This window comes from Methylobacterium sp. CM6244 (assembly GCF_054817885.1).
The window spans coordinates 2786979-2813497 of record NZ_CM139247.1 but is presented as its reverse complement, the minus strand read 5'-3'; the positions used below and the strand labels follow the sequence as shown (position 1 = coordinate 2813497).

General features: G+C 64.3%; 27 protein-coding genes. 12 read left to right on the top strand and 15 right to left on the bottom strand.

Annotated features, from left to right (window positions below; translation table 11 throughout):
- Window positions 1-396 precede the first annotated feature (396 nt).
- The 4 genes from ACYQML_RS13075 to ACYQML_RS13060 all read right to left on the bottom strand — a co-directional run bounded on the left by ACYQML_RS13075 (window position 397) and on the right by ACYQML_RS13060 (window position 3418).
- Window positions 397-2211 (bottom strand): ABC-F family ATP-binding cassette domain-containing protein, encoded by a 1815-nt coding sequence (locus ACYQML_RS13075; RefSeq protein ID WP_461233050.1) that lies wholly within the window; start codon window positions 2209-2211, stop codon window positions 397-399.
- A gap of 57 nt (window positions 2212-2268) precedes the next feature.
- Window positions 2269-2499 carry a hypothetical protein gene (locus tag ACYQML_RS13070; protein ID WP_056162480.1) on the bottom strand — a complete coding sequence of 77 codons (231 nt, stop codon included), beginning with the start codon at window positions 2497-2499 and terminating at the stop codon, window positions 2269-2271.
- 82 nt (window positions 2500-2581) lie between these two features.
- Entirely contained in the window at window positions 2582-2899 is a 318-nt protein-coding gene (locus tag ACYQML_RS13065) for a polyhydroxyalkanoic acid system family protein (protein WP_027172816.1), read from the bottom strand.
- Between the two features lie 213 nt (window positions 2900-3112).
- Window positions 3113-3418: a septal ring lytic transglycosylase RlpA family protein gene (locus ACYQML_RS13060; RefSeq protein ID WP_018044485.1), complete on the bottom strand. Its 306-nt coding sequence runs from the start codon at window positions 3416-3418 to the stop codon at window positions 3113-3115.
- Window positions 3419-4064: 646 nt separating this feature from the next.
- On the opposite strand from ACYQML_RS13060, the gene ACYQML_RS13055 reads away from it, so the two are divergent.
- Window positions 4065-5258, top strand: coding sequence for a DNA methyltransferase (locus ACYQML_RS13055; protein ID WP_461233049.1), 1194 nt, complete (start codon window positions 4065-4067; stop codon window positions 5256-5258).
- 67 nt (window positions 5259-5325) lie between these two features.
- Here the strand turns inward: ACYQML_RS13055 and mutY are convergent, their stop codons facing one another.
- Window positions 5326-6651: an A/G-specific adenine glycosylase gene (gene mutY / locus ACYQML_RS13050; RefSeq protein ID WP_461235723.1), complete on the bottom strand. Its 1326-nt coding sequence runs from the start codon at window positions 6649-6651 to the stop codon at window positions 5326-5328.
- Window positions 6652-6786: 135 nt separating this feature from the next.
- On the opposite strand from mutY, the gene ACYQML_RS13045 reads away from it, so the two are divergent.
- The 9 genes from ACYQML_RS13045 to ACYQML_RS13005 all read left to right on the top strand — a co-directional run bounded on the left by ACYQML_RS13045 (window position 6787) and on the right by ACYQML_RS13005 (window position 12910).
- The gene (locus ACYQML_RS13045) at window positions 6787-7278 is read left to right on the top strand and encodes a DUF721 domain-containing protein (protein ID WP_056430444.1); all 492 of its coding nucleotides are present in this window, start codon (window positions 6787-6789) and stop codon (window positions 7276-7278) included.
- Window positions 7279-7408: 130 nt separating this feature from the next.
- Window positions 7409-8062, top strand: coding sequence for a DsbA family protein (locus ACYQML_RS13040; RefSeq protein ID WP_056430592.1), 654 nt, complete (start codon window positions 7409-7411; stop codon window positions 8060-8062).
- A 204-nt stretch (window positions 8063-8266) separates the two neighbouring features.
- On the top strand, window positions 8267-8662 hold the full coding sequence (locus tag ACYQML_RS13035) for an AtpZ/AtpI family protein (RefSeq protein WP_461233048.1): 396 nt from the start codon (window positions 8267-8269) through the stop codon (window positions 8660-8662).
- 82 nt (window positions 8663-8744) lie between these two features.
- The gene (locus ACYQML_RS13030) at window positions 8745-9500 is read left to right on the top strand and encodes a F0F1 ATP synthase subunit A (RefSeq protein ID WP_018044492.1); all 756 of its coding nucleotides are present in this window, start codon (window positions 8745-8747) and stop codon (window positions 9498-9500) included.
- A 90-nt stretch (window positions 9501-9590) separates the two neighbouring features.
- Window positions 9591-9818: a F0F1 ATP synthase subunit C gene (locus ACYQML_RS13025; RefSeq protein WP_018044493.1), complete on the top strand. Its 228-nt coding sequence runs from the start codon at window positions 9591-9593 to the stop codon at window positions 9816-9818.
- A 106-nt stretch (window positions 9819-9924) separates the two neighbouring features.
- Window positions 9925-10488, top strand: a complete 564-nt coding sequence (locus ACYQML_RS13020; RefSeq protein ID WP_461233047.1) for a F0F1 ATP synthase subunit B family protein — start codon at window positions 9925-9927, stop codon at window positions 10486-10488.
- A gap of 72 nt (window positions 10489-10560) precedes the next feature.
- On the top strand, window positions 10561-11046 hold the full coding sequence (locus tag ACYQML_RS13015; RefSeq protein ID WP_207410765.1) for a F0F1 ATP synthase subunit B family protein: 486 nt from the start codon (window positions 10561-10563) through the stop codon (window positions 11044-11046).
- A gap of 149 nt (window positions 11047-11195) precedes the next feature.
- Window positions 11196-12122 carry an ABC transporter ATP-binding protein gene (locus tag ACYQML_RS13010; protein ID WP_461233046.1) on the top strand — a complete coding sequence of 309 codons (927 nt, stop codon included), beginning with the start codon at window positions 11196-11198 and terminating at the stop codon, window positions 12120-12122.
- Between the two features lie 26 nt (window positions 12123-12148).
- Entirely contained in the window at window positions 12149-12910 is a 762-nt protein-coding gene (locus ACYQML_RS13005; RefSeq protein ID WP_207410766.1) for an ABC transporter permease, read from the top strand.
- A gap of 6 nt (window positions 12911-12916) precedes the next feature.
- Here ACYQML_RS13005 and ACYQML_RS13000 read toward each other — a convergent pair whose 3' ends face one another.
- Window positions 12917-13681 (bottom strand): alpha/beta fold hydrolase, encoded by a 765-nt coding sequence (locus tag ACYQML_RS13000; protein ID WP_056430428.1) that lies wholly within the window; start codon window positions 13679-13681, stop codon window positions 12917-12919.
- 230 nt (window positions 13682-13911) lie between these two features.
- On the opposite strand from ACYQML_RS13000, the gene ACYQML_RS12995 reads away from it, so the two are divergent.
- Window positions 13912-14391 carry an SRPBCC family protein gene (locus ACYQML_RS12995; RefSeq protein WP_461233044.1) on the top strand — a complete coding sequence of 160 codons (480 nt, stop codon included), beginning with the start codon at window positions 13912-13914 and terminating at the stop codon, window positions 14389-14391.
- A gap of 81 nt (window positions 14392-14472) precedes the next feature.
- Here ACYQML_RS12995 and ACYQML_RS12990 read toward each other — a convergent pair whose 3' ends face one another.
- Window positions 14473-15819, bottom strand: coding sequence for an MFS transporter (locus tag ACYQML_RS12990; protein WP_461233043.1), 1347 nt, complete (start codon window positions 15817-15819; stop codon window positions 14473-14475).
- A gap of 422 nt (window positions 15820-16241) precedes the next feature.
- Here ACYQML_RS12990 and ACYQML_RS12985 point away from each other — a divergent pair, with 422 nt between their 5' ends.
- A complete protein-coding gene (locus tag ACYQML_RS12985) occupies window positions 16242-17090 on the top strand; it encodes an FkbM family methyltransferase (protein ID WP_461233042.1) in 849 nt (282 codons plus the stop codon).
- A 353-nt stretch (window positions 17091-17443) separates the two neighbouring features.
- Here the strand turns inward: ACYQML_RS12985 and ACYQML_RS12980 are convergent, their stop codons facing one another.
- From ACYQML_RS12980 to ACYQML_RS12945, 8 genes are all read right to left on the bottom strand, one after another.
- Window positions 17444-18625, bottom strand: a complete 1182-nt coding sequence (locus tag ACYQML_RS12980; RefSeq protein WP_311274729.1) for a calcium-binding protein — start codon at window positions 18623-18625, stop codon at window positions 17444-17446.
- A gap of 751 nt (window positions 18626-19376) precedes the next feature.
- Window positions 19377-20909: an acyl-CoA carboxylase subunit beta gene (locus tag ACYQML_RS12975; RefSeq protein ID WP_056430411.1), complete on the bottom strand. Its 1533-nt coding sequence runs from the start codon at window positions 20907-20909 to the stop codon at window positions 19377-19379.
- A gap of 116 nt (window positions 20910-21025) precedes the next feature.
- Window positions 21026-21814: an ATP12 family chaperone protein gene (locus ACYQML_RS12970; protein WP_461233041.1), complete on the bottom strand. Its 789-nt coding sequence runs from the start codon at window positions 21812-21814 to the stop codon at window positions 21026-21028.
- A 76-nt stretch (window positions 21815-21890) separates the two neighbouring features.
- Window positions 21891-22604 (bottom strand): HAD-IA family hydrolase, encoded by a 714-nt coding sequence (locus tag ACYQML_RS12965; RefSeq protein ID WP_311274730.1) that lies wholly within the window; start codon window positions 22602-22604, stop codon window positions 21891-21893.
- 7 nt (window positions 22605-22611) lie between these two features.
- Window positions 22612-22989 (bottom strand): hypothetical protein, encoded by a 378-nt coding sequence (locus ACYQML_RS12960; RefSeq protein WP_405030573.1) that lies wholly within the window; start codon window positions 22987-22989, stop codon window positions 22612-22614.
- 112 nt (window positions 22990-23101) lie between these two features.
- Entirely contained in the window at window positions 23102-24520 is a 1419-nt protein-coding gene (locus tag ACYQML_RS12955; protein ID WP_207410565.1) for an RluA family pseudouridine synthase, read from the bottom strand.
- Between the two features lie 86 nt (window positions 24521-24606).
- Window positions 24607-25854, bottom strand: coding sequence for an Hsp70 family protein (locus ACYQML_RS12950; protein WP_461233040.1), 1248 nt, complete (start codon window positions 25852-25854; stop codon window positions 24607-24609).
- Window positions 25855-25931: 77 nt separating this feature from the next.
- Window positions 25932-26489, bottom strand: coding sequence for a tellurite resistance TerB family protein (locus ACYQML_RS12945; protein WP_461233039.1), 558 nt, complete (start codon window positions 26487-26489; stop codon window positions 25932-25934).
- Window positions 26490-26519 lie beyond the last annotated feature (30 nt).

Sequence of the window (26519 nt, the reverse complement as noted above, 5' to 3'; positions counted from 1 at the left end):
CGGGGCATTTAACTCCCGACCTACCGCGCCCCCATCCGAGCCCCCAGACTATCGAGCCGCCGCCCGGGGCGATGGTGACCGACACCACCGACGCAGGCACCGCCCCGCCGCCCCTTTCGGCCCACCCGGTCGGTCACCGGACAGGCCCCCTTCGCTGGGCGGCAGGTGTGGGGATATAGGCATGAAATAGGAATTTTATCAAGAAGTTTCATGTCGGGGAGAACGGTCTCGGCCATGGGACCGCGATCGGGAAGCCTCGGCGATCCTTGGCGTCACATCGGGGGCGAAGGTCTCGTGAACGCTCCGGCTTCCCCCGGTCGAGGGGGGCGCGTCACCGAGCGGGGGAGCCCGAGCCGACACGCTCTGCCGGGCGTCCGGTGCGGAGTGCGACCCGCCTCACCCTTCCCGCTGCATCTCCAGCTCCAGCCAGCGGTCCTCGGCCGCCGAGAGGTCGGCCTCCGCCGCCGCGAGGGTCGCCGAGGCCTTCTGGAACAGGACCGGATTGCGGCTGTAGAGCTGCGGGTCGGCAAGGACGGTGCGGATCTTGGCGATCTCGGTCTGCAGCTTCGCGATTCGCTCCGGCAGGGTCTTCAGCTCGTGCTGGTCCTTGAACCCCATCTTCGTCTTGGGCGCCGGGGGCGCGGACGTGCTGACGAGGCGGCCCGGCTTTACCTTGCCGTCGGGGCGAGGCGCGGTGGCGCTTTTGCGCGCCTCGACGCCCTGGCCGCGCTGCGTCACCATGTCGGTATAGCCGCCGGCATACTCGACCCAGCGCCCCTCCCCCTCGCTGACGAGGACGCTGCCAACGACTCGGTCGAGAAAGTCACGGTCGTGGCTCACCAGGATCAGCGTGCCGGAATAATCGGACAGCATCTCCTGCAGGAGGTCGAGGGTCTCTAGGTCGAGGTCGTTGGTGGGCTCGTCGAGGACCAGGAGGTTGGCGGGCTGGGCCAGGGCTCGGGCGATGAGAAGGCGGTTGCGCTCGCCGCCGGAGAGCACCCTCACCGGGGTCCGGGCCTGTTCCGGGGCGAACAGGAAGTCCTTGAGGTAGCCGATGACGTGACGGCTCACGCCGCCGACGACCACGCTGTCACCGCTACCGCCGGTGAGCACCTCGGTGACCGTCATCGATGGGTCCAGCACAGCCCGGGCCTGATCGAGGAGCATCATCTTGAGGTTCGTGCCCAAGGCGACGGTGCCGGAATCCGGTGCCGATTGTCCCGTGAGCAAATTGATGAGGGTGGTCTTGCCGGCGCCGTTGGCGCCGACGATGCCGAGCCGGTCGCCACGCATCACCCGGATCGAGAGATCGTCGACGATGCGGCGCTCACCATAGGCCTTGGCGGCATTCTTGGCCTCGATCACCAGGGCGCCGGAACTCTCCGCCTCGGTGGAGGTCATCGTCGCGGTGCCGACGGGGCGGCGGTCCTCCCGGCGGTCCTTGCGCAGGGCGTGGAGGTTGCCGAGCCGCCGGACGTTGCGCTTGCGGCGCGCCGTGACGCCGTAGCGCAGCCAATGCTCCTCGTCGGCGATCTTGCGATCGAGCTTGTGCCGGTCGCGCTCCTCTTCCTCGAAGAACGCGTCGCGCCAGGCCTCAAAGGTGGAAAAGCCCTGCTCGATCCGCCTCGTGATGCCGCGATCGAGCCAGACGGTGGTCTTCGACAGGGCCGAGAGGAAGCGTCTGTCGTGGCTGATCAGAACGAGTGCGCCGCGCACGGACTTCAATTCCGCTTCGAGCCATTCGATGGCCGGCAGGTCGAGATGGTTGGTGGGCTCGTCGAGCAGCAGGATGTCGGGCTCCGGTGCCAGTGCCTGGGCCAGGGCCACGCGCCGCCCTTCCCCGCCCGACAGGCTCGCCGGGTTCTCGGCGCCGGTCAGGCCCAGGCTCTCCAGCAGGTAGCGGGCCCGGTAGGCGTCGTCGCCATGGGTGAGACCGTGCTCGACAAAATCGAGGGTGGTGGTGAACCCCGAGAAATCCGGCTCCTGCGCAAGGTAGCGGATCGTGGTGCCGGGCTGGACGAAGCGCACGCCCTTGTCGGGCTCGATGAGCCCACAGACGATCTTCATCAGCGTCGACTTGCCCGAGCCATTGCGGCCGACGAGGCAAGTCCGTTCACCGGGGGATATCGCAAGGTCGGCCTGTTCGATCAGCGGAGTGCCGCCGAAAGTGAGCGCGACGTTCTGGAGGGTGAGAAGCGGGGGAGCAGCCATGATGCGGGCTTATGGCAGCGCAGCCGCTCCCGAACAAATGCGGTTTTGCCTGTGAGGCTACATCGTCGGGTTAGCCGGGCCGGTTGGCGACGGATCGGGCGAGACGGGAGCGGGGCTCGGGTCGATCACGGGGATCTCCGTTGGGCTCTCGGTGGGCGCCTCGGCCGGCGTCGACGCGGGGATATCCGGCCCTGGAGCCGGCGGCGGCGTCTGGGGGGCCTCGTAGGGCGTATCGGGAACCGGAGCTTCCGGGATGGGCGCGGGATCTATCGGGCCTGGATTCGACATGGGCGGCGCCACCTGCTCGCGAAGTTTCGGGAGAGGGCTGGAAACGGGCGAGTGCCCGTTGCCGTTCCCCCGATGGCGCTCCTCAGCCCTTCTTGATCAGGAGCTGGTTGCCTTCCTTGCCGATGATCTTCTTCATCCGCTCGGCGAACAGGGCCAGCAGCATCGGCAGGCGCACTTCGATACGGACCGTCTCGGGAAGGACGTCGACCTCGCCGTCCACCTTCTGGCCCATGGCGGACATGGCGAAGTTCAGACGGTCGTCTGTCCAGGTCATGTGTTCGACATTGATTCCGGCCTTGGCGCAGGCCGCCTTCGCCTTGTCCAGCCCGCTCGAGATCCGCCGTTTCGCCTCGACGGGACCGATCTCGTGGGGAATCTCGACGATCAGGGGCTTTGCCATGGGGGAACCATCCTCAAACACGCATCCAGCCGTCAAGATGGGGCCGATCGCCATCCATGCAACGGCAACCGGCCCCTTAGTTGATCAAGCGCGGCAGTGAAACCCGCCTTTCGCGGAATCACCATGCGGCATCAGGAGGATGAGGCATACCGCACGTCGTCGCGACCCGGCACCGCCATCCTCTGGCATGCCCATGACGTCACGGGTTCCGCGTCAGTTCACGACCTTGAGCGAGACGTAGGTCGTGCCGCCCATGCCGAGCGCTCGGGCAGAGCCTTTGGCGAGATCGATGATCCGGCCGCGCACGAAAGGCCCGCGATCGTTGATGCGCACCACCACCGAGCGGCCGTTGCGCTTGTTCTCGACCCGGACACGGGTGCCGAACGGCAGGCTGCGATGGGCGGCGGTCATCCCGTTCGGATTGAAGCGCTCGCCATTCGCGGTCTTGCGACCGCTGCCGTACCAGGAGGCCGCGCCGGATTGGGCTGCGGCCGGTGCACTGAGTGCGGCGAGAGACATGGCGGTTCCAATAGCGGCAGCGGTCCAACGAACAGGCTTCATATTCATCCGCATTCCCTTTGTTGTTGCAGAGGCTGCGGAACATAGAGCCAATGAAGGCTGAAATGAGATCAGCAGAATGTGGCAAGGCCTGCCTTCATTAGCCTTCGTCGGTCTCATGACGTGTGAATAAAATCTAAAGATATTGCAAATCGGGCGTACGCTGAAATTCTATATTGAGAGCGGATGGAGGCGGTCGTTGACAGCTTCGTTCCCGTTCTCCAACTCCGTCACGGCCCCTGCCACATTGATGGCGAGACATCGCCGTAACCCGGCGTGCGGTGCATGGGAGGCGCGCGTCGCCCGTGACCCTGACGATGCGGGAATGGCTGCCGATGGGGTGCGCGTGGGCTGAAAGCATCCGCGACGGGCCCGGACGAAGTTCCAAGTCGAACTCCAGATCGGCTGGTTGATATACGTTCGGCCGTGATTTCATGGTGAACAGATAGTTAAAAATATCAAGCAAGAGATGGAAATTCGTCAGTATTGGAGCGGGTAGGCAAAATCTGCAGCCCCAAATCGAGACGCATTGTCTACACCCCGGCAACCTGCCCTTTACGTTAACGGCCGCATGGTCTGCCGGTCAGTCGCGTAACCGGTGTTTGCCATGGCTTCCCTGCGTACCGCGGTTGCCGACACCGTCGCCCGGAAAAGTGTCTCGCGTACCGGGCGACTCGTGTCGGCGCCGCGGATGGGTCTCGTACCCACCGCCCAGCGTCTCCCTCTCGACGAAATCCTCGTCGGGGATTGCATCGCCGCCATGAACGCCCTTCCGGCGGCAAGCGTCGACTGTGTCTTTGCCGACCCGCCCTACAATCTCCAACTCGGGGACGGCTCGCTGTTGCGGCCCGACCAGAGCCGGGTCGACGCCGTCGACGACGCCTGGGACCAGTTCTCGAGCTTCGCTGCTTATGACGAGTTCACCCGTGCCTGGCTCACCGCTGCCCGCCGGGTGATGAAGCCGAACGCCACCCTCTGGGTCATCGGCTCCTACCACAACATTTTTCGCGTCGGCTCGGTGCTTCAGGACCTCGGGTTCTGGATCCTCAACGACATCGTCTGGCGGAAAGCCAACCCGATGCCGAATTTCCGCGGCAAGCGCTTCACCAATGCCCACGAAACCCTGATCTGGGCCTCCCGCTCGGCGGAATCGAAGGGCTACACCTTCCATTACGAGGCGCTGAAGGGCGGTAACGATGACGTCCAGATGCGTTCGGACTGGTTCATCCCGCTCTGCACCGGCGATGAGCGCCTGAAAGGCGCCGACGGCCAGAAGGTCCACCCGACCCAGAAGCCCGAGGCCCTGCTCGCCCGGACCCTGCTCTCGGCGACGAATGCCGGCGACGTGGTGCTCGACCCGTTCTTCGGCACGGGCACCACCGGGGCCGTCGCCAAGCGGCTCGGCCGGCGCTTCATCGGCATCGAGCGGGAGACGGTCTATGCCGAGGCGGCCCGCGCCCGGATCGACGCCGTGGAGCCCCTGTCCAAGGCTGCCCTCCTCGTCGCCCCGACCAAGCGGGCCGAGCCACGCGTCGCCTTCCTCAGCGTGATCGAGGCCGGCCATATCCGCGCGGGTGAGATCCTCACCGATGCGCGCGGTCGCCACGAAGCCGTGGTGCGTCCCGATGGGACGCTGATGGTCGGGCCGGCCATGGGCTCGATCCACAAGATCGGCGCCCTCGTCCAGGGCTTTCCCTCCTGCAACGGTTGGGATTTCTGGCACGCCAAGCGTGACGGAAAACTGGTTCTGATCGACGTGTTCCGGGGCCGGATGCGGGCCGCTATGGGTTCGGCCGCCTAGCTCTCTCAACGGTGAGAGGATCGGACGCGAGCCGACTTCTCCCGCAGGGTGGGGGTTCGCGCTTGTCCTATCGAGGACGCGTTTTCGGCCTGCCGCGCTTGCGCGGCGCCACAGGCGGGGGCGATTCCTCCGGCTCGCTGAAAAACCCCTCCCCGTCCTCGATCGGCGGCTTTGCCACCGCGCGCGGCACCGGCTTGGGCACTGGGCGAAAGCTCGGGCGCGGCTCGGGCGGCGGAGCCTCGACTTCTGCGAAGAGTGGCGTGTCCTGGACCGCCCGCATGGCCTTCGGCCGTCCGCGCTTCACGGCCTCGGGCTTCGGATCGAACGCATGGGCCAGCACCTTTTTCATGACGCCGGGCAACGGTTCCTCCTCGAGGTCGCGCCTGGGCGTGAAGCGCATGCCGGCCGGTGCCTTCGTGGCGAGGCCGACGCGGGCGACGAAGACGGTCAGTCCCAACGGGAAATGCGTGAAGACGTGGCGCACCACGCCCGGCAGCCGCTTCCATCGCGCGTCCAGCGGAGCGTCGAGCAGGGCCTGGGCGACGTCGTAACCGCTCTCCCATGCGCTGGTCGGAGGCTCCGCCATGGCACCGAGCAGCCCCTCGGGGGGGCGGGTCCGCAGCAATACGGCCTCGTCGCCGCTCCGGATCGCCACGAAGGCGGCGCCATAGCGCTCGACGCCCTTCGTTTTCTTGATCTTGCGTGGAAACGTTTCCTGCAGCCCCAGGGTGCGGGCCTCGCAGGGGGCCATCCAGGGGCAGAGGGCGCAGGCCGGTCGCTTCGGCGTACAGATGGTCGAACCAAGATCCATGAGACTCTGGGCGAAGTCACCGGGCCGCTGCGCCGGGACGAGGCTCTGCGTCAGCCGTCGGATCTCGGGACGCGCGGCGGGGATCGGCGTCTCGATTGCGAAGAGCCGGGTCACCACCCGCTCGACATTGCCGTCCACTGCCGCTTCCTGCCTGTCGAAGGCGATGGCCGCGATGGCGCCGGCCGTATAGGCGCCGATGCCGGGCAGTTTGCGCAAGCCGTCGAGCGTATCGGGGAAGGCGCCGGCTTCCGCGACCGCCTTGGCGCAGGCATGGAGGTTGCGGGCGCGGGAGTAATAGCCGAGGCCGGCCCAAGCCGACATGACGCTCTCCTCCGGCGCCGCCGCGAGGGCCTCCACGGAGGGGAAGCGTTCGAGAAAGCGCAGGAAGTACGGTTTGACCGCCGCGATCGTGGTCTGCTGCAGCATCACCTCGGACAGCCAGACCCGATAGGGGTCCGGAGCTTCCCCCGGCAGGGCGCGCCAAGGGAGGACGCGGCGATGCCGGTCGTACCATGAAAGGAGATCGGCGGCCTGCGGGCCTCCAACAGAAGAACCGGTCGCTGCCGTGAAGTCCGGTGACATGAAATCCCGCGACATGAGATCCGGCGTGTTGGGCGCCCGTCCATACAGGGTGGCGGCGAACGATCAAAGCATTCGAAAGCCCGCGCCGTTCGGGCTATCATGCGACTTCAGCCCGCATCGGAGTCTCCGGAGCTCATGGCCCGCATCAAACCCCTCGCCGAGCTGATCGAGACCTGTATCGGACCGGCTTTCGCCGCGCAGGGGTTCGCCTCCACCGATATCCTCGCGGCCTGGCCCGATATCGTCGGCGAGCGCCTCGCCCGCTTCTGTCAGCCTTCGAAGCTCGAATGGCCGCGCCGTGCCAAGCGGGAGGAGCAGGGCCGGCCGGATCCAGGCACGCTCGTGGTGCGCGTGGAGGGCGTCTTCGCCCTGGAATTGCAGCATCTGGCTCCCGTGGTGATCCAGCGCATCAACGCCCATTATGGCTGGGCCTGCATCGGCAAGCTCGTCCTCAAGCAGGGGCGCGTTCATCAAGCCGTTCGCAAGCGGGTCGTGCCGCCCCTCGATCCGGTGAAGCGCGGCGAAGTCGCCCTGGCCGTGTCGTCCATCGGCGATGACGCGTTGCGTGACGCCCTCGATAGGCTCGGCGTGGCGATCGTGGCTTCCTCACCACCGCAATCTCGCTGAATCTCACTTCCGACACCATCCGTGTCGCGGCGCATGGAAGCGGGACCGCAGGTCCCGTCTTGTCAGATTGTTCGCGGGTCTCTACCGCAAGCCGCATGGATCGGATCTTCGAGCGGAGCCCGTCGACATCATGATCACCCGTCGCGACACCTTGAAACTCACCGGCATGGCGATCGGCGCGGCCGCGCTCCTGCCCCGGCTGACACTCGACGCCTTCGCCCAGGATGCGAACCTCGCGTCCCTGATGGAGCCCGGCCCCCTCGGTGACGTGTGGCTGGGGCCGAAGGACGCCAAGGTCACGATCATCGAATATGCCTCGATGACCTGCTCGCACTGTGCCGCGTTTCACAAGAACACTTGGCCGGCTTTGAAGGAGCGCTACGTCGACACCGGCAAGGTCCGTTTCACGCTGCGAGAGTTTCCGCTCGATCCTCTGGCGACCGCGGCCTTCATGCTGGCCCGCTGCGACGGCGACGCGAAATACTACCCCATCACCGATCTGCTGTTCGACCAGCAGCAGGGCTGGGCCTACGTGCAGAAGCCGCAATCGCCGGTGGATGCCTTGGAGCAGATGTTGCGGCAAGCCGGATTCTCGAAGGAGAAATTCGAGACCTGTCTCAAGGATCAGAAGCTCTACGCTGCCGTGAACGCGGTGAAGCAGAAGGGGCTGGACACCTTCAAGGTCGACTCGACGCCGACCTTTTTCATCAACGGCGAGCGCTTCAAGGGCGAGATGACGATCGACGGGATGGAGAAGGTCATCAAGCCGATTCTGGGCGCCTGAGACCGAAGCTTGGCCGTCGATTGCCCTTCATGAACGGGGCGCATCGTTCAGGATCGTCGCAAGGGCCTGTTTATCTATATTTTACAGGAACTTAAGACCTATTCGGCGCGCCTTGACACTCAAGATAGGCGAAACTATGGTGCGCCGCGCTTGACGGGGTTTTCAGGCCGGTTCCCTCCACTCTCGCCAATGTGAGTTTTCGCCGTGAGCGGTAACGACGCAGGGGATGGGAATGGAGACGGACGGCAGAAGCCGGATGAGGATCTCTCGGCGAGACTGAAGCATCTCGAGAAGCGGATCGAGGAGAAGCGGCCCGCCGCTACTTCTCGCCCCTCGTCGGGTGCCGGTGGCTCCAACGGGGCGTCATCCTTGGGCCTGGCGATGCGACTCTCCACGGAGTTCATCGCCGGTGTCCTCGCCGGAGGCATTCTCGGCTGGTTGTGCGATCAGTTTCTGGGGACGAAGCCCTGGGGTCTGATCGTTCTGCTCATGCTGGGCTTCGCAACCGGCGTCTATAACGTCATGCGTGTCTCGGGCTCGCTCTCGAGGCCGGCCGCGAAAAACGCGGTCGACAAGAACCAGGATCGGGAACGGTCCTGATCGGCGAATTTTGCCGCTTTCGAGCGGTCCTGAGGCAAAGCGGGCATCTCGCCCGCTCGTGGACAGAAGGACGGTAGCGGCAATGGCCGTAAAGATGGATCCGATCCACCAGTTCGAGCTCAAGCCGCTCGTATCCTTCGGTCATATCGGCAATCAGGAAATCGCGTTCACCCAGTCGGCGCTGTACATGTTCGCCGCCGTCGGGATCATCGCGCTGATCACGATCGTGGCGACGGCGCAGCGCTCGGTGGTGCCGGGCCGGATGCAGTCCGTGGCCGAGGTGTTCTACGAGTTCATCGGCTCGACCCTCCGTCAGTCGGCCGGGCACGGGTCCGAGCGGTTCATGCCGCTGATCTTCTCCCTGTTCATGTTCGTCCTCGTCCTGAACATGTTCGGCATGATCCCCTATGCGTTCGCCGTGACAAGCCACATCATCGTGACTTTCGCGCTGGCGCTCCTCGTGATCACCACCGTCATCGTCTACGGCTTCATGGCCCACGGCACGAAGTTCCTGAAGGTGTTCGTGCCCTCGGGTGTGCCGGGCTGGCTGATGCCGATGATCGTCGCCATCGAGATCGTCTCCTTCGTCTCGCGGCCGATCAGCCTCGCGGTGCGTCTCTTCGCCAACGTGCTCGCCGGCCACATCGCCCTCAAGATCTTCGCGGGCTTCGTGCCGGCGCTTCTCGCCGCGGGTGCCTGGGGTGCGATCTCTCCGCTGCCGCTGGCTCTCAGCGTCGCGGTGACGGCCCTCGAGTTCCTCGTCGCCGGTCTGCAGGCCTACGTCTTCGCGACGCTCGCCTCGATCTACCTCAGCGACGCCCTCCACCCCGGCCACTAGGCCCCGGCGGTATCCCCTTCCGTCCCCGGTCCGCGGTTGCGGCCGGATTCCTCTCCACGCAACGAACGAACCGATACCAGGAGCAATTTGATGGATCCCTTAGCCGCTAAGTACATCGGTGCCGGCCTCGCCTGCCTCGGAATGGCGGGTGCCGCCATCGGCCTCGGCAATCTCTTCGGCCAGTTCTACGCCGGTGCCCTTCGCAACCCGTCGGCCGCTGACGGCCAGCGCGGCAACCTGCTCCTCGGCTTCGCGCTGACGGAAGCGCTCGGCATCTTCTCGCTGCTCGTCGCGCTGCTCCTCCTGTTCGCCGTCTAAGTCAGACGACGTTCGTCGACCCGACAGCAGACCCGGACCGGGCGCCCCATTCTTCTGGACGCGCGCCCGGTCCTCATTCACGAACTTACTTTGAGCGAAGGACGTCATGGCTCAGCCGGCCCATCCGACCGCAACCCATGAAGGCATCATGGCATCGCCCGCGTCCGAACATGGCGGCGGCTTTCCGCCGTTCGAGAGCCATACTTTTCTCTCGCAGCTGATCTGGCTCGCACTGGCCTTCGGCCTGCTCTATTACCTGATGGACAAGGTGGCCCTGCCCCGCATCCAGGCGATCCTGCACGACCGTGCCACGCGCCTCTCGTCCGATCTCGACGAGGCCCAGCGCATGAAGTCCGAGGCGGAGGCAGCCGGAGCCGCCTACGAGAAGTCGCTGACCGATGCCCAGGCCAAGGCCCGCACCATCGCCACCGAGACCCGCGCTGCCCTGAGCTCCGAGGCTGAAGCCCGTCGCAAGACGCTCGAGGCCGAGCTCAACGACAGGATCGCCGCCTCCGAAGCCACGATTCGCACCCGCACCGCCGAAGCCATGGGCAGCGTTCGCTCCATCGCCGGCGAAACGGCCTCCGCCATCGTCGAGCGCCTCACCGGAACGGCTCCCGACCAGGCCAGCCTCGATACCGCATTGAACCGCGTCGCCATCCCGCACTGAGTGCGCCTGCAGCAGACGTGACCGGTCCAGCCCCGCCCGGCCGGACGCCAACGAAATAGGACGACGAGAATGTTGTTGGATGCCGAGTTCTGGGTCGCCGTCGCCTTCGTCCTATTCATGGGCGTCGTGTGGAAGGTCGGCGGCTTCGCTCAGATCACCAAGGCCCTCGACACCCGCGGCCGCCGCGTTCGCTCCGAACTCGACGAGGCCCGCCGCCTGCGCGAGGAGGCCGCCACGGTACTGGCCGACTACAAGAAGCGCCGCAGCCAGGCTGAGTCCGAAGCCGAAGCGATTGTTGCCGGAGCCCGCGAAGAGGCCCAGCGTATCGCCGACGAGGGCCACGCCCGTCTGAACGAGTTCATTGCTCGCCGCACCAAGTCGGCCGAGACCAAGATTGCCCAGGCCGAGGTTCAGGCGACCGCGCAGGTTCGCGCCGCCGCCGCCGATGCTGCCGTAAAGGTGTCCGAGGTGATCCTGCGGGAGCGCCTCCGGGGCGATGCGGCTCTATCGCTCGTCCGCTCCAGCCTGGACGAGGTTAAGGGGCGCCTTCAGGCCTGAGTGTTACCTCCGTCGACGTTCGGAGAAAGCCGCCGCAAGGCGGCTTTTTTGTTCTCCGGCGTGCCGCTACACACTCGTCCGCGGCACCCATCTCCATGGTATGGCAGCGCCGTTAGTCGCTCCGAAGAAAAATAATCCACGGAGATTCGATGCCGCCTATCATCTCCATCGCGGGCTTGTCCAAAGTCTACGCATCGGGTCTCCATGCCCTGAAGGATATCAACCTCGATATCGCTAGGGGTGAAATCTTCGCCCTGCTCGGCCCCAACGGTGCCGGTAAGACGACACTGATCAGCATCGTTTGCGGACTCGTCCGGGCAAGCGGCGGCACCGTTACGGTGGACGGCCACGACATCGCAAAAGACTACCGTAATGCGCGAAGAGCCATCGGCCTCGTGCCGCAGGAGCTCACTACGGACGCGTTCGAGACGGTTTGGGCGACAACGAGTTTCAGCCGGGGGCTGTTCGGTATGAAGGCCGACCCTGGTCATATCGAGCGGGTGCTGCGTGACCTGTCGCTGTGGGACAAGAAGGACAGCCGCATCATGACGCTGTCCGGTGGCATGAAGCGGCGCGTACTCATCGCCAAGGCCCTCAGCCACGAGCCGCGTATCCTGTTCCTGGACGAGCCGACCGCAGGCGTAGACGTGGAACTACGTCAGGATATGTGGCGCTTGGTCCGGAAGCTGCGTGACCAAGGCGTCACCATCATTCTCACGACGCATTACATCGACGAGGCCGAAGAGATGGCCGACCGCGTCGGCGTGATCCGAAAAGGGCAGATCATCTTGGTCGAGGAGAAGGCCGAGCTGATGCGCAAGCTCGGCAAAAAGCGGCTGAATCTGCAATTGCAGGCTCCGCTCCCCGCATTGCCGGTCGAATTGGCCCCACACGGCCTCGCGCTATCGGCGGATGGTCAGGAGCTTGTCTACACCTACGATACCAAGGGCGAGCGCACCGGCATAACGACTTTGCTCACCGACCTCGCTGCGGCGGGAATCCCATTTCGCGATCTCTCCACGAGCCAAAGTTCCCTCGAAGACATCTTCGTCGATCTCGTGAGGGAGCAGGCATGAAGGTCGCCCCGATGAATCCTCTTGCGATGAATTGGCCGGCGATCCGCGCCATTTACCTTTTCGAAATGGCGCGTTTCTGGCGCACGGGCCTTCAGAGTATCGTTGCTCCGGTCATCGCAACCTCTCTGTATTTCGTGGTCTTCGGCGCAGCGATCGGTGCACGCATGGCTTCCGTGGATGGAGTCGCCTATGGCGCCTTCATCGTGCCAGGCCTGATCATGCTCTCTTTGCTGACGCAGAGCATCGCCAACGCATCCTTCGGCATCTACTTCCCGCGCTTTGCCGGGACGATCTACGAGATCCTGTCGGCACCGGTCTCGCCGTTGGAGATCGTGCTCGGCTATGTCGGGGCCGCGGCTTCGAAGTCGATCCTGATCGGCCTCATCATCTTGGCGACGGCGGCCCTGTTCGTACCGTTGAGGATCGAGCATCCGCTTTGGATGGTAGCGTTTCTCCTGCTGACTGCGACCACGTTCAGCCTGTTCGGCTTTTTGATCGGATTGTGGGCAGACGGGTTCGAGAAGCTGCAACTGGTGCCGCTTCTCATCGTCACGCCACTCACCTTCCTCGGCGGCAGCTTCTATTCCATCGAGATGCTGCCGCCCTTCTGGCGGACGGTGAGTCTCGTGAACCCAGTAGTCTATCTCATCAGCGGTTTCCGCTGGAGCTTCTTCGGCACGTCCGATGTCGGGGTGGAGATCAGCCTCGCGATGACGTTGATCTTCCTCGCCCTTTGCCTTGCCAGCGTGACGTGGATCTTTCGCACCGGCTATCGGCTCAAGAGCTGATCGCCCTCACGGCCGCTCGTCGAGGAAGGCCAGAACGCCCTGCCGGTGCAGCTTGTCGCCGACAGCCGTGCTGTGATCGCGGTTGGGGAGTTCCAGGCTCTTCGCATGGGGCATGAGCGCCGCCAAAGCCGGGGCCGAGCCTGCTACAGTATCGAGGGTGCCCACCGTGACGAGCGTGGGAGCCTCGATCTGAGAGACTTCCTCCCGTGACAAGGTCTGGCGTGAGCCGCGCATACAGGCGGCGAGCGCCCGAAGGTCGCTTTTGGTCTGTTCGGCGAAGGTACGGAAGGCAGCAGCCGTGAGATTGGGCGCCTTTTCGCCAGCCGGAGCCTCCAGAGCCTCGGCGATGCCATTCGGCAAGCCCTTCCCCTCCACCAGATGCAGGCCGAGGCCCCCTAAAAGCACCGAACGCACCCGCTCCGGGTTGTCGAGTGCGAGATAGGCCGAGATCCGCGCGCCCATGGAATAACCCATGATGTCGGCGCGCTCGATACCGAGATGGTCCAGGAGCCGCCTTGTATCCTGCGCCATGATGTCGGAGCCATAGGCTTCCGGCTCGTAGAGCTTCTCGCTCTCGCCATGGCCGCGATTGTCGAGAGCGACGACCCGGCGCCCCGCCTCGGACAGGGTCTTCACCCAGAGTGTATTGACCCAGTTCACGGCATGGTTGGAGGCGAAGCCGTGGATCAGCACGATCGGATCACCGCTGCCGCCCTTCGCCGGCACGTCGATATAGGCGATGGTGGTCCCGTCGGAATCGAACGTCTGCATCGCGCTGCATGCTCCTGTCGGAAGGTCGATGGCGGCCCGAGGGCCATGCCTATTGGTCGCCAAAATCGTCCTTGAGCGGCATTGAGGCAAGGCGCGAGTGGTCAGAGGGGTGACAGGACGGCCTTTCCCTTGTCCTCATCGTACTCCAACCGTCTTCCTCCCCTTGCCGCACGGAACTTGCGGGGCGAAGAACGATCTGGCCGCCCCAGCTAAACGATTCAGGGCGTGCCATGCGGCTCGATCTTTCAGGATATGGACGGCCCATGATTCAGATCGTTCCCGTTGTCGTTCTCAAACACGTGGTGCGCGCCCCGCAGCCGGACGTCTTCCGAGCCTGGACGGACCCATTGCTCGCGCGAGGCTGGATGGCGCCGGTCGGAACCGTGGCGGATCATGTGGAGATCGACCCCCGAGTCGGGGGGGCATTCCTGCTGCGGGGGCGGGATGAGGCGGGCGCACTTCACGCGGTTACCGGTTATTTCGAAGAGATCAGACGCGGGCATCACCTGCATCAGACGTGGACTTATGACGGGCCGAACGAGATGCTGCGCATCGGCGAGACTATCGTGCAGGTGGATTTTCTGTCGGTGGGTGACAAAGCCACGGAGATCACATTAACGCACCGCCGGATCGTCAGCGTGGACGTACGCAACGCCTATCGGTTGCATTGGCGCGACCGCTTCGAGAAGCTCCACGCCTCGCTGGCCTGAACGAGCTCCGCGGCGTCTAAAGCCGACAAGGGGGCAACGACTAGCGTCGCTGCTCCCCTTGTCGCGGATGCGATGAGCGATCTAGGCGAAGGCGGGCTGGCCGCTGGCGACGGCGCGTTGGGCGACCGCTTCGTCGTACAGCTTCTGCTCGTTTTCCTTATGGGTGAGCGAGAAGCGCACGGAGATTGCGCAGAGCGACGAGATCAGCACGGCGATGCCGAGGATGAACAACGCGCCGGGCAGGTTGCCGACCCCCTTGAGCAGGAATCCAGCCGCCACGGCGCCGACGTTTCCACCCGCGCCGATGATGCCGGTGACACCGCCCAGCGCCTTGCGATCGATGAACGGTACGAGGGCATAGGTCGCGCCGCAGGCCATGTGGGTGAACAGACCGAAGGCGAGCATGGCGATGACGGCGAGCGCGACCGACCCCGCATAGGCGAAAGCGAGAAGGCCGAGACCCTCGCCGACCATCAGGACGAACAAGAGCAGGGTGCGGCCGTCGAGGCCTTTCTGACGTGCGACCCGGTCCGACGCGATGCCCCCGAGCGCACGGGCGAAGAGAGCGAGAAGTCCGAAGCTGCCGGCCGCCATTCCGGCCTGGGTCAGGTCGAGGCTGAATCGTTCGACATAATACGTCGCCGCTACCGCATGGATGAAGATCTCGACTCCGAAACAGGCGCCGTAGGTGATCGCGAGCATCCAAACGCGATAGTTCGCCATCGCCTGTTTGAAGACGGCCCAGCCGCCCTTCTTGCCGGCGTCAACCGAAACGCCGCGCGCACGAAGCTCGGTGATGTTGCCCTCGGGCGTGTCCTGCGTGAAGCGGTAATACAGGAATGCCACGACCAGCATCATGACGCCGGGCACGATCATCGACAGGCGCCAGCCCATCGTCTTCTCGACGCCGATGCTGACGAGGGCCGCCAGAATCAGCGGCATCACGCTCTGGGTGACACCACCGCCGGCATTGCCCCAGCCGCCGACCGTGGCGTTGGCCGTACCGACCACGTTCGGTGCGAACATGACCGAGGTATGAAACTGCGTGATGACGAAACTCGCCCCGATGGCGCCGATGGCGAGGCGAAAGAACAGGAAGCTCTCATAGGAATTGGCGAAGGCGATGCCGATCACCGGAATCGCACCGAGGGTCAGCAGACCCGTGTAGGTCAGGCGCGGCCCGAACCGGTCACACATGGGACCTATCAGGAGGCGCACCAGGATGGTGATACCGACTGCGGCGATGTTGATATTGTAGACCTGATCGTTGGTCAGCTTGAACTCACCCTTGATGACCGGCATCAGCGGAGCGACCGCGAACCAAGCGAAGAAGCAGACGAAGAAGGCGAGCCAAGTGATGTGGAAGGCACGCATCTGGGGCGTGGCCAGACTGAAGAGATCGATTCGGGTCGCTTTTTGGGACTGCATGCGGAGAGGCTCCAGGCGATCGGATATCTCCCGGCACTCCTCGCGAGTGGCCCCCATGAACGGGGTGGGGAGAGATTGGTCGCTCACGCCACAGTGAGCACGAGCCGCCCGTCATCGAAGGCGTCTCTCGCAGGCGCCGTTGCCCACCTGAAGCCATCTGCATGGTATGTGCCAGCTGCTCTAAGCGATTCCGTAAGGCCGCCCGTCACTGCGGCTTTCCCTGGGGCTGCATTGTTCCCCTACCCTTTTCATGAAGGCGCCAGTCCTACGGAGGATGCCTCCCGGATAACCGTTTGCTCAGTCGATAATCGGGGACGTGCGCCGTTTGTGGGCATGGCGTCGAATTATGCAGGCTTCAAGGGCGGTGCTGGACGACAGGAGAAGCTTGCCGTCAGGCTGCCGGGCTGGCATCACCCGGCGCAATGACCGATACGCATTCTTCCGGCATCCCGCCCTTCGGCGCCCACGCGCCCAAGGGGCTTGTGGCACGCATCACCAAGCGCACGGTGAACCTCTCGGGCAAAAGCTGGGCGGGGCGGCGTCTCGGCTTCCTGCTGAGGCGACTCGCGATCACGATGCTGCAGGGTCAGCCCCTCGACGTGGAGCGTTTTGGCGCACGGATGCGGCTGCACCCCTACAACAACAATTGTGAGAAGAAGGTGCTGTTCACGCCGCAATTCTTCGATCCCGAAGAACGTGCGCTTCTGGCGTCACGGCTGGAGCCCGGCTGCACCTTCCTCGATATCGGGGCCAATATCGGCGCCTACGCCTTGTCCGTGGCCGCCTTCGCCGGTCCCCGCGCGCGGATCCTAGCCGTGGAACCTCAACCCGACATCTTCGATCGGCTCACCTACAATATCGCCCAGAACCCGTTCGGCACGGTGAAGGCCGTGGCTTGCGCGGTGGCCGATAAGGCCGGTGAACTGACCTTGTTCGTCGATCCGCGCAACCGGGGCGAATCGAGTCTGAAGATTGTCGGCACCAACGAAGGTGCACAGATCCGAGTGCCTGCAGTCACCCTTCTGGGCCTTGCCCAGGGCGAAGGCATCACCCGGATCGATGCGATCAAGCTCGACGTGGAGGGGGCAGAGGACCTGATCCTGGAGCCGTTCTTTCGTGAGGCGCCGGTCTCCCTGCACCCTCGCCTGCTCCTCATCGAGGATGGCACGGCGCAATGGCAGATCAACCTCGTCGGCCTGCTCGAATCGCGCGGCTATCGCCAGATCGCCCGCACGCGGCTGAACCTGATCTTCGAGCTGAGAGTCGCCTGAAGCGATTGTCGCCCACTCGAATGGCTCGAGCGGACTCACCGCACGGTCAGGGTGGCGACGGACAAACACTGCCACGCTTGGCCAAGCGGAGTTTTGCGCTCACGATCGACCGCTCAGCGCCATCCACCTACCCTGCCGCCAGAATACCTCACATGGCCTCACGAGCGATAAGGGCGTCTTCAGGGGGCGCGACCGACACCGCCGCTTGAGTACAGTACCCCAAGGCCATTGTAAAAATGCGCCTCTCTCGAGGATCCGGCGACTGCGTCGCCGGAATGCACTCGTAGCAGGAAGCAATGCCTGCCTGTCAGGCGCATGCTGATGCTTTCAGTAAAGTTGCCGTGTAGGAACAGCTAGATAATAAAACTACCGTCCGTCAGGCTCGATGCCACGACATCGTGCAAGATGATTTTCTGCGCAGGGTCTGCAATCCCAGCAAACGTAACTTGCGTATCCTGTCCGCCGTTAATCGCTTTAATTTTAATGTCACTGAAGTTTTTCGCGATGAGTGTTACATTAAGGCGATCGATATCGACTTCGAATTTATAAATGTTGTCTCGGCCGAAATTACTGTCCGTATAGCCGAAAATGGTTTCGCCCGAACCTGCAAACAACTTATCGTTGCCGGCGCCGCCAGTGATACTGTCGTTGCCGTCGCCGGACAAGATCCAATCATTGCCCTGGGTGCCATAGATGACGGTGCTATTTTCCAAAGTCGTCTGAGATACGATGGTTTGACCTTGCGTTACGAACTCGAACGACACATCACCGCCGTTCCGAACGTAGGTCCTTTCGATACTATTGAAGTTGCTGTTTGTGAGTTCGATAACGCCCGTGACAATCAGTACGTCTTTCCCGGTGCCTCCGTCGATGATGACGGGATCCTCGGAAACGACGAGGCGGTCATTGCCACCTAGGCCGTAAAGAGAGTCGTTTCCTCCGTTGCCGATCAAAGTGTTGGCGGCGGCGTTGCCCGTGAGATGGTCTCCATGGGTGCTGCCATTGATCTTGGAGATACTGATCAAGACGTCGCCTTCGGCATCGCCACCTCGATTGACGCCCGTGCTCAGGTTGACGGTGACTCCCGCGGAGGAATGCTCGTAGCTCGCCGTGTCGGTTCCCAAGCTGCCGTTCAAGATGTCAGCGCCAGCGCCTCCTTCCAGCACGTCGTTGCCGCGACGACCGTTGAGCGTGTCGTCTCCGAGCCCTCCAAGAAGACTGTCCGAGCCGGATCCACCGGTCAGGACATCGGCGAAATTTCCACCCTCGAGTGTCGTTTTTCCAAGGCGGTCGGAGAAGTTGAAATCGTAGCCTCCCGAAAACGCCGTAGCATGGTGCGACAAGCGATCTTCAGAAAAGTAGAATAATGTTGTCCCGTCTCCATCGCTATCGCGAATCACGAGTCGCTCATCGACCCCGACGGAGCGGACATAAATATCTGCTTCCGGATCGTCGTCATACCGTTGCGGAGGAAATACAGTGATGGAATCGTCATCATTGTAACCTGTACCTACCGTGATTTTAATGGTCGGCATGGCGAATCCTAGAATCTATCCAATAAGGATCTCGATCACTAGGTTGAGCGTAGCGGTCATATTTAAGGTTGCAACTGAAAAAAGAGACGCAGGTTGTTTTTAAGGCAATAATCGTTGGAGCGGTTTATTTCTGTATTGATGAGCCGGTAACCGGTGATAGCGATTTGCGGGTTTGTTCACGGCAGTGCTGACAATGCCCTTGAAAGAAAAGGTACTGTTTGTCTTGCCACGATGGGGCGTTGGGGAAGCTCAAAAGCGGAGATTCCGGTCCAACCCAACCCAGCGAGCTGGTAGCCGGCCCTTGCCGGCGCAAGCCGCGAACCATCGGCGCAAGCTCTCGATCTGTCCCTCCTGCGTCGGATCATCCTGGCAGCATCCGGGAACAATCGCGATATGGGTGAGAGTGCCGAGCCTTTGGTAGGTATGGCGGCTTTCCGGGGCGACTGTCAGATCACCCGGACCGGACGGAGCCGGAACTTCGAGCGGACGGTCGGCTGGGCACGTTCGCCCATCGCATCGAACCACCTCATCCAGATGTGCCCCGCGTATGTGGGTCTTGAGGAACTCGTTCGTTCGCTCAGGTCCGGCTGGAGCCTTTCTCATCGTCAGGTGCCGCGGCACCTGACGATGGGGTCGAGATTGGGATGGCCGAAGATGTCATCGCGGCTCCCGCACCCCACGTCATGGCCCACCATCCACTTCGCGGCGGGCCACTGGGAATAGGCTTCCCCGGTGGGAAGCCTTCCACCGCTTAGAGCGGGATGTTGTCGTGCTTCTTCCAGGGCTGCTCCATCTCCTTGGTGCGGAGCATGCCGAGCGCCCGGGCGATGCGTTTACGCGTCGAGTGGGGCATGATCACCTCGTCGATATAGCCGCGCTCGGCGGCGACGAAGGGCGAGAGGAAGCGGTCCTCGTATTCGCTGGTTCGTGCCGCGATCTTGTCGGTATCGCCGATCTCACTTCGGAAGATGATCTCCACCGCGCCCTTGGCGCCCATCACCGCGATCTGCGCGGTCGGCCAAGCGTAGTTGATGTCGGCGCCTACATGCTTCGAGGCCATCACGTCATAGGCACCCCCGAAAGCTTTGCGGGTGATGATGGTCACCAGCGGCACGGTGGCTTGGCTGTAAGCGAAGAGCAGCTTGGCGCCGTGCTTGATGAGACCGCCATATTCCTGGGCGGTGCCGGGTAGGAAGCCGGGGACATCGACGAAGGTGACGATCGGGATCGAGAACGCATCGCAGAAGCGTACGAAGCGGGCCGCCTTGCGGGAGGCATCCGAATCGAGCACGCCGGCCAGCACCATCGGCTGGTTGGCGACGAAACCGACGGTGCGGCCCTCGATGCGGCCGAACCCGGTGATGATGTTGCGCGCATAAGTCGACTGGATTTCGAAGAAGTCGCCTTCGTCGGCCACCCGGCGGATCAACTCACCCATGTCGTAGGGCTTGTTCGGGTTGTCCGGAATCAGGGTATCGAGGGACTTATCGAGCCGGAGCGGGTCGTCGAAGCTTTCGATCTCCGGCACGCCGTCGATGTTGTTGGCGGGCAGGAAGTCGAGCAAGCGGCGGATCTGAAGGATCGCCTCCACGTCGTTCTCGAACGACCCGTCGGCAATGGAGGACTTGGTGGTGTGGACCTTGGCGCCGCCGAGTTCCTCGGCCGTGACGACCTCGTTGGTCACGGTCTTCACCACGTCCGGGCCCGTGACGAACATGTAGCTCGTGTCACGGACCATGAAGATGAAGTCGGTCATGGCGGGCGAGTAGACGTCGCCGCCCGCGCAGGGGCCCATGATGACGGAGATCTGCGGAATGACGCCGGAAGCGGCGACGTTGCGGCGGAATACCTCGCCGTAGCCGCCCAAAGCGGCAACGCCTTCCTGGATGCGGGCGCCGCCGGCATCGAAAATGCCGATGATCGGGGCGCGCATCTTCAGCGCCATATCTTGGACCTTGACGATCTTGGCGGCATGCGTCTCGGAGAGCGAGCCGCCGAAGACGGTGAAGTCCTTGGAGAAGAGGAACACGGTGCGGCCGTTGATGGTGCCCCAGCCGGTGACCACGCCGTCACCGGGAATCTTCTGCTTCTCCATCCCGAAATCGGTCGAGCGATGCTGCACGAACATGTCGAATTCCTCGAACGACCCATGGTCGAGGAGGAGTTCGATACGCTCTCGTGCCGTCAGTTTGCCGCGCTTGTGCTGGGCCACGACGCGGTTTTCGCCGCCGCCGAGACGGGCTTGAGCGCGCCGCTCTTCCAGCTTCTCGAGAATATCCTTCATGCGTGGTGAGCCTTGAGATGGGTTCGTGGGGGTGAAGCCGTGCCCTGTCCGACAGCATGGCTTGGCGGTATACTTCAAAAGCGCCTTAGCACGGGGGAAAGGCAGCGAAAATGAATTTAACGAGCCAGGGTTGCCAGCGTCGCTGCGGCCTCGAATTCAGCCTTCCGCAGGGCATGCCGAGCCTCAGCTTCGGCATCGCTACCCCAGACGCTGGCCTGATAGGCCTCGTCCACATGCGCCGCCGCCCAGGCCTCCATCGGAGTGAGATGTCCGCGCAGCGTGGCGAGGGCGATCAGGAGAGAGCCAGTCAAGGTCGTCATCGTGTGCAGCGCGGCCAGCCGGAAAGGCCCTTCGACGGCCGCGATCGCAGCGCGAAGCGCGTTCACCGACGTCTCCGGCTGGGTCACATGCATCACGCCTTCGCTCAATATCAGGCGTACGCCCAAGGTCTCGTGCGCCCAGTCGATCACGGGGTTCCAGGCACGGGCTTGATCGGCCACGAGACGTTCCGGGTCTCCGGCGCGGTAGGCGACGAGATCCGTCCCTGCATAGGCCGAGAGATCATCGATCACCGCGTCACGGCGGGGAGCGACCCCGTCGATGGCGGTGTTGGCGAGGCGAGTCAGCGGCATGGTCGAGGGGTCGATGAACTCGGCCTGCGCTGCCCATTCTGCGGCGATAGCGTCGCCGAGTGAGCGGGTCGGCAAGGTCAGCGGATTACGGGCCGGTGTATTGGCAGATCGCCCGTCGAGAATCAGGCGAAATCCCTCCTCGCTACCCGCGAGGCCGGCCACTTTGTAGAACCGCTTCGGCAATGCGGGGCGGGTTTGTGCGCGCACGGCCTTGTGCGGATCGTGCACCGGAGGGGCGTCGCCAAGCCAATCGGCAGGATCGTCTGTACTCATGGCGCGAGGTTCTAGCGCATCGTCTCGCAGCCTGCGAGCAGGAAGCCGGCGCGATACTGAATGGCTGTAGCGAACTTTACTCGCGGGTAAGATCCGCAATCGTCATGTCTACAGCGACCGTTCGAAGGCCGCCCGTGAACAGATCTGCCAGCGCGGAAGCGGTTTCGACCACGATCACTGCCCCAGCGCCAAGCAGCGCTCCCGGCGGATGGTAGCCCCAAGCGACACCAATGGCGGCCGCGCCGGCACTCACCGCCATATCCATGTCGTAGGTGGTGTCTCCGATCATCACTGTCGTCTCTGGCGGTGCTCCAACCGCGGCCATGGCCTGATGCAGCATCGCCGGGTCGGGCTTCGATGGCGCGTCGTCAGCAGTCTGGATGGTGGCGAAGACGTCGCCCCAACCATGGCTTTCTACGAGCCGATCGACACCGCGCCGGGATTTCCCCGTGGCGAGTCCGAGGCGCAGGTCGTCTCGGGCATGCAGACGTTCGATCAGATCGCCCATTCCGGGGAACAGTGGCTCTTCATAGGCCGGATCCAGGCGCAAGGTATTGAAGGCCCGCTTGTAGCTCTCGGACAGGCCTTCCACAGGCCCATCCTCGCCTACGAGACGCCGGAAGGCCTGCGGCAGTGAAAGGCCGACAACGGAAAGGGAGACTGATCGCGAGGGTGGAACGATGCCGTGCTCGGCGAAGGCCATGCCTTGGGCCGCAACGATGAGGTGCTGGCTATCAACCAGCGTACCGTCAACGTCGAAAACGACGAGCTTCACGGAAGAGTCCTGCATGGCCGCATTACGGCTGACGCCCTGGCTGCAGTTGTTGCGCCGCTGCCTGGCCTGGCTTCTGGCGTTCGTAGCCGAGCTTGCAGCGGATCAGAAAGCGCCGCCGTACCCCGCCGCGCAGGCCGCGCGCGTGCGAAAGTCGGTTGCAACTGGCATAGGACCGCCGCCTGCGTTCGCCCGCCCGCGCCTGTGATCCATGGCGGCCGACGGCGGGAGGTGGCGGAGCTGGGTTCTGCGTTGCCGGAGCGGGAACCGCTTTTACCGCGGGACTTGGCGGGGTCTGTTGTGGACCCGCCGCCTGCGCGGCAGCCTCGGCGGTCAGCGACGCTGATCCGAAGCACACGAACAGGCCGATCAAGGCGGTGCTGGCCATGGTCGCGAACGTCATCGGCATTGTTTCTCGCTGCAACGACGGGTGTGGTCGACCACAAGGATAAGGCATGGCGCCCAATTGCCAAGGCGCATACGTGGACGCTTTCCGCCGATGCGGCCAAAGCGGATCACGCTTCCGGCGCCTCGACGATGGGATCGTAGCGCGAGGCGTCGAAGCCCAGAAGGTTCCAGCTCTGCGCCATATGCGGTGGCAGGGGCGCCGTGACGTCCACCGGCTTCAGCGTGCGCGGATGCGGGATGACGATGCGACGTGCGAGGAGATGCAGCCGGTTCTGGATGCCTCCCGGCAACGCCCAGTTCTCGACGCTGAAATATTTCGGATCACCGACGATGGGATGGCCGATATGCGCGGCATGGGCGCGGAGCTGATGCGTGCGCCCGGTCACGGGCTTCAGCGAAAGCCAGGACAGCTTCTGCGCCGCATTGTCGACCATGGCGTAATAGGTGAGCGCGTGGGCGGCACCGTCGTCGCCGTGCTGGGCTACCCGCATTCGGGCGTCGCCGTCGGGGGCTTCCTCCTTGGCGAGATAGGTCGAGATCCGGCCCTGAGGCACGCGCGGGACACCGGCGGTGAGTGCCCAGTAGACCTTGCGGGCGGACCGCGAGCGGAAGCTCTTGGCGAGGGTCGCCGCAGCCAGGCGTGTCTTGGCGACGATGAGGCACCCGGCGGTGTCTTTGTCGAGGCGGTGGACGAGGCGCGGCTTCTGTCCGTCCGGTCCGGTCAGAGCCTCCAGCAGCCCGTCCACGTGGCGCACGGTGCCGGAGCCGCCCTGGACCGCGAGGCCAAAGGGCTTGTTCAGCACCATCATGTCCGCATCCTCGTAGAGGATCAGCGAGCGCAGGAAGTCGGCGTCGGTGGCGTCACGCGCGACACTGCGCGGCCGTTCCGCCACCGGGTCGAGCTTGAGGGGGGGGACGCGCACGCTCATGCCCGGCAGGAGCCTGTCGTTCGGCTTGGCGCGCTTACCGTCCACACGTAGCTCACCCTTGCGGACGATGCTTTGAACACGGGTGAAGGGTAGCTGCGGGAAACGCGTCGTGAGGAAGCGGTCGATCCGCATTTCGGCTTCGTCTTCCTCGACGATCAGTGTCTGTACGCCGGAGGCCAAAGTCGCGGAGGCGGCGGCGCGCTGTTCGCGCCGGGTCGGTCCTTCGACCACTGGTTCCGGGGACTTGGTGCCAGCGCGGCGCGGACGCGGCGCGTCCAATGATTTCTCCACGACCTCATTGCGAGGCGCCCGCGTCCGAGGCGCACGGGCCACCGGGATTTCGTCATCGGACGGCGTCTCCGGGGCATCGCCGGGGCGCCAGGGCGCGCGCTTGTCGGCCTCGCCGCGCAACTGCGCCGCGCGATGGGCGGCGTCGAGGGCGCTCGTGCGGGGGCCAGTGCCTTCGCGGTCGGGCCTGCGGAACGTGCCGGGCTTGCCGGGACGGTAAGGCTTGCCGCCGCTGCCGGGCGGCCTGCCTTTGCCGGCGCCGGAACCTTTACGTCCGGCATTGCCGCGTGATGGTGGTCTGGTGGTCATCGCGTGCTCGTAACACCCTCGCCCCTCTGGGCAAAGCGCTTCGAGGATGGGGCGCTTCGAGAACGCGACGTTGCATGAACCGCAGTTCAGCCGGCGCGGCGGCCCGCCTCGATGGTCAGCCCGGTCCCGACGGAGCCGAACGTATCACCGTCCACAACTCTGGCATTCGGGACGCCCGCCACCAATGCGGCACGGACATGCGGCAGGCCCGTGGACCCGCCGGTCAGGAACAGGGCGTCGATGCCCTCGGCCGGCAAGCCCGCCTGATTCAGGCAGCGCCCGATCCTCTCGGCGATTCGCCGAGATAGCTCTTCCGTCTGCGCCACGAGGCCGGCATGGTCGAGGTTGGCGGCGAGACCCGGCTCGACCCAGCCGAGCGCGACGCCGCCCTGGCCGGCATCCGAGGCAGCGATCTTGGCGCCCTCGACTTCCATCGCCAGGGAATGCCCGCGTTCGGCTTCCACCACGGTGTAGAGCCGAGCGATCAGGTCCGGCCGGCGCGCGTCGCGGCGGACCTCCTCGATCTCGCGGAGGGTCTTGGCATTGTAGAGCCGGTTGATGCTCGACCAGGTGGCGAGGTCGTGGAAATACCCGCTCGGCACGTCGAGGTCGCCTCGGTTCATCGGGCTGCCGAGCCCGAAGAGCGGCATTACCGTGCCGAGGCTGAGCCGCCGGTCGAAATCGGTACCGCCGATGCGTACGCCGTCATTGGCGAGGATGTCGCCGGACCGGTCGACCTTGGTATGGCGCTCCGGTGATAGCCGGACGATGGAGAAATCCGAGGTGCCGCCGCCGATATCAGCGATGAGCGCGATCTCCTCCCCCGTCACCTGCTGCTCGTAATCGAGCGCCGCCGCGATGGGTTCGTATTGGAACGAGACGTGGCGGAAGCCGATGCTCTGGGCGATCTCGCGCAGGGCATCCTCCGCGCGGGCGTCACCCTCCGGGTCGCCATCGACGAAGTGGACCGGGCGGCCGTGCACCACAGTATCGATGGCCGTTCCCGCCTGCGCCTCGGCGCGCGTCTTCACAGCGAAGAGGTAGCGGGCGATGACGTCGCGGAAGCGGATTCGCTCACGCCCGACTGGCGTCGTCTCCTCGAGTAGCGAGGATCCGAGCACTGACTTCAGGCTGCGCATCAGCCGCCCCGGCGTGCCCTCGACGTACTTCGCCATGGCCGCGCGGCCGACGAGGGGCGTCCCACCCGGCGGGAAAAAGATCGCGCTGGGAATTGTCACGTGGTCACCCTCCAGTCGCAGCAGGGCGGGCCGTCCCTCGGTCACAAGGCCGAGCGTGGTGTTGGACGTGCCGAAATCGAGGCCACAGGCCGCCATGTAGGATCTCCGGACGCTGGTCCGCTGGAATGGGGGGCCGTCGACCTACAGGCTGGGCCCGTCCCGGTCCACCGGTCTCAGCGCTCGAAATCGCCGGCCCGGCTCGCCTTCAGCGCAGGGCTCCCGCCGGTGAGCCGCCGCTTGAGCCGCACGATTGCCTCTCGCTGCAACTCGCTGGCGGCGGAATGGGCATTGGCGACCTGTGAAAGCATGTCGATGAAATGCAGACGCTCGGCCGCGGTCAGGTTGTCCCGCAGCAGGGGCAGCATTTCGTCTGCCACGAGGGAGAACGGTCGTCGTGCCTCGGTGTAGGTCCACGCTCGCTCGAACGTGGCCGAGATAGTATCGATCTGGAGCGGAGAATCCATGAATTCCAGGATCTTGGTCGTCTCGGCGGCGGTGACGGGGCTACCCGTGCGCACCAATTGGATCATCAGGATCACCGCCGCGAGCCTGACGTCTCGCACTCGCTTCAGCGGTGTGCCGATGATGTCCTCCAGGGTCGATTTCGCCCGACGCTGAAGGCCCTTCGTGTCACGATTGACCTCCCTCAGCGCCGTCGCGGTGCCGTGCGCGCGGATGATCCAGAACAGGACGGCACCCACGATCCCGATCACTGCGACGATGACGACCATTCAAGCGAACCTTTCCCCGGATCCGATTCG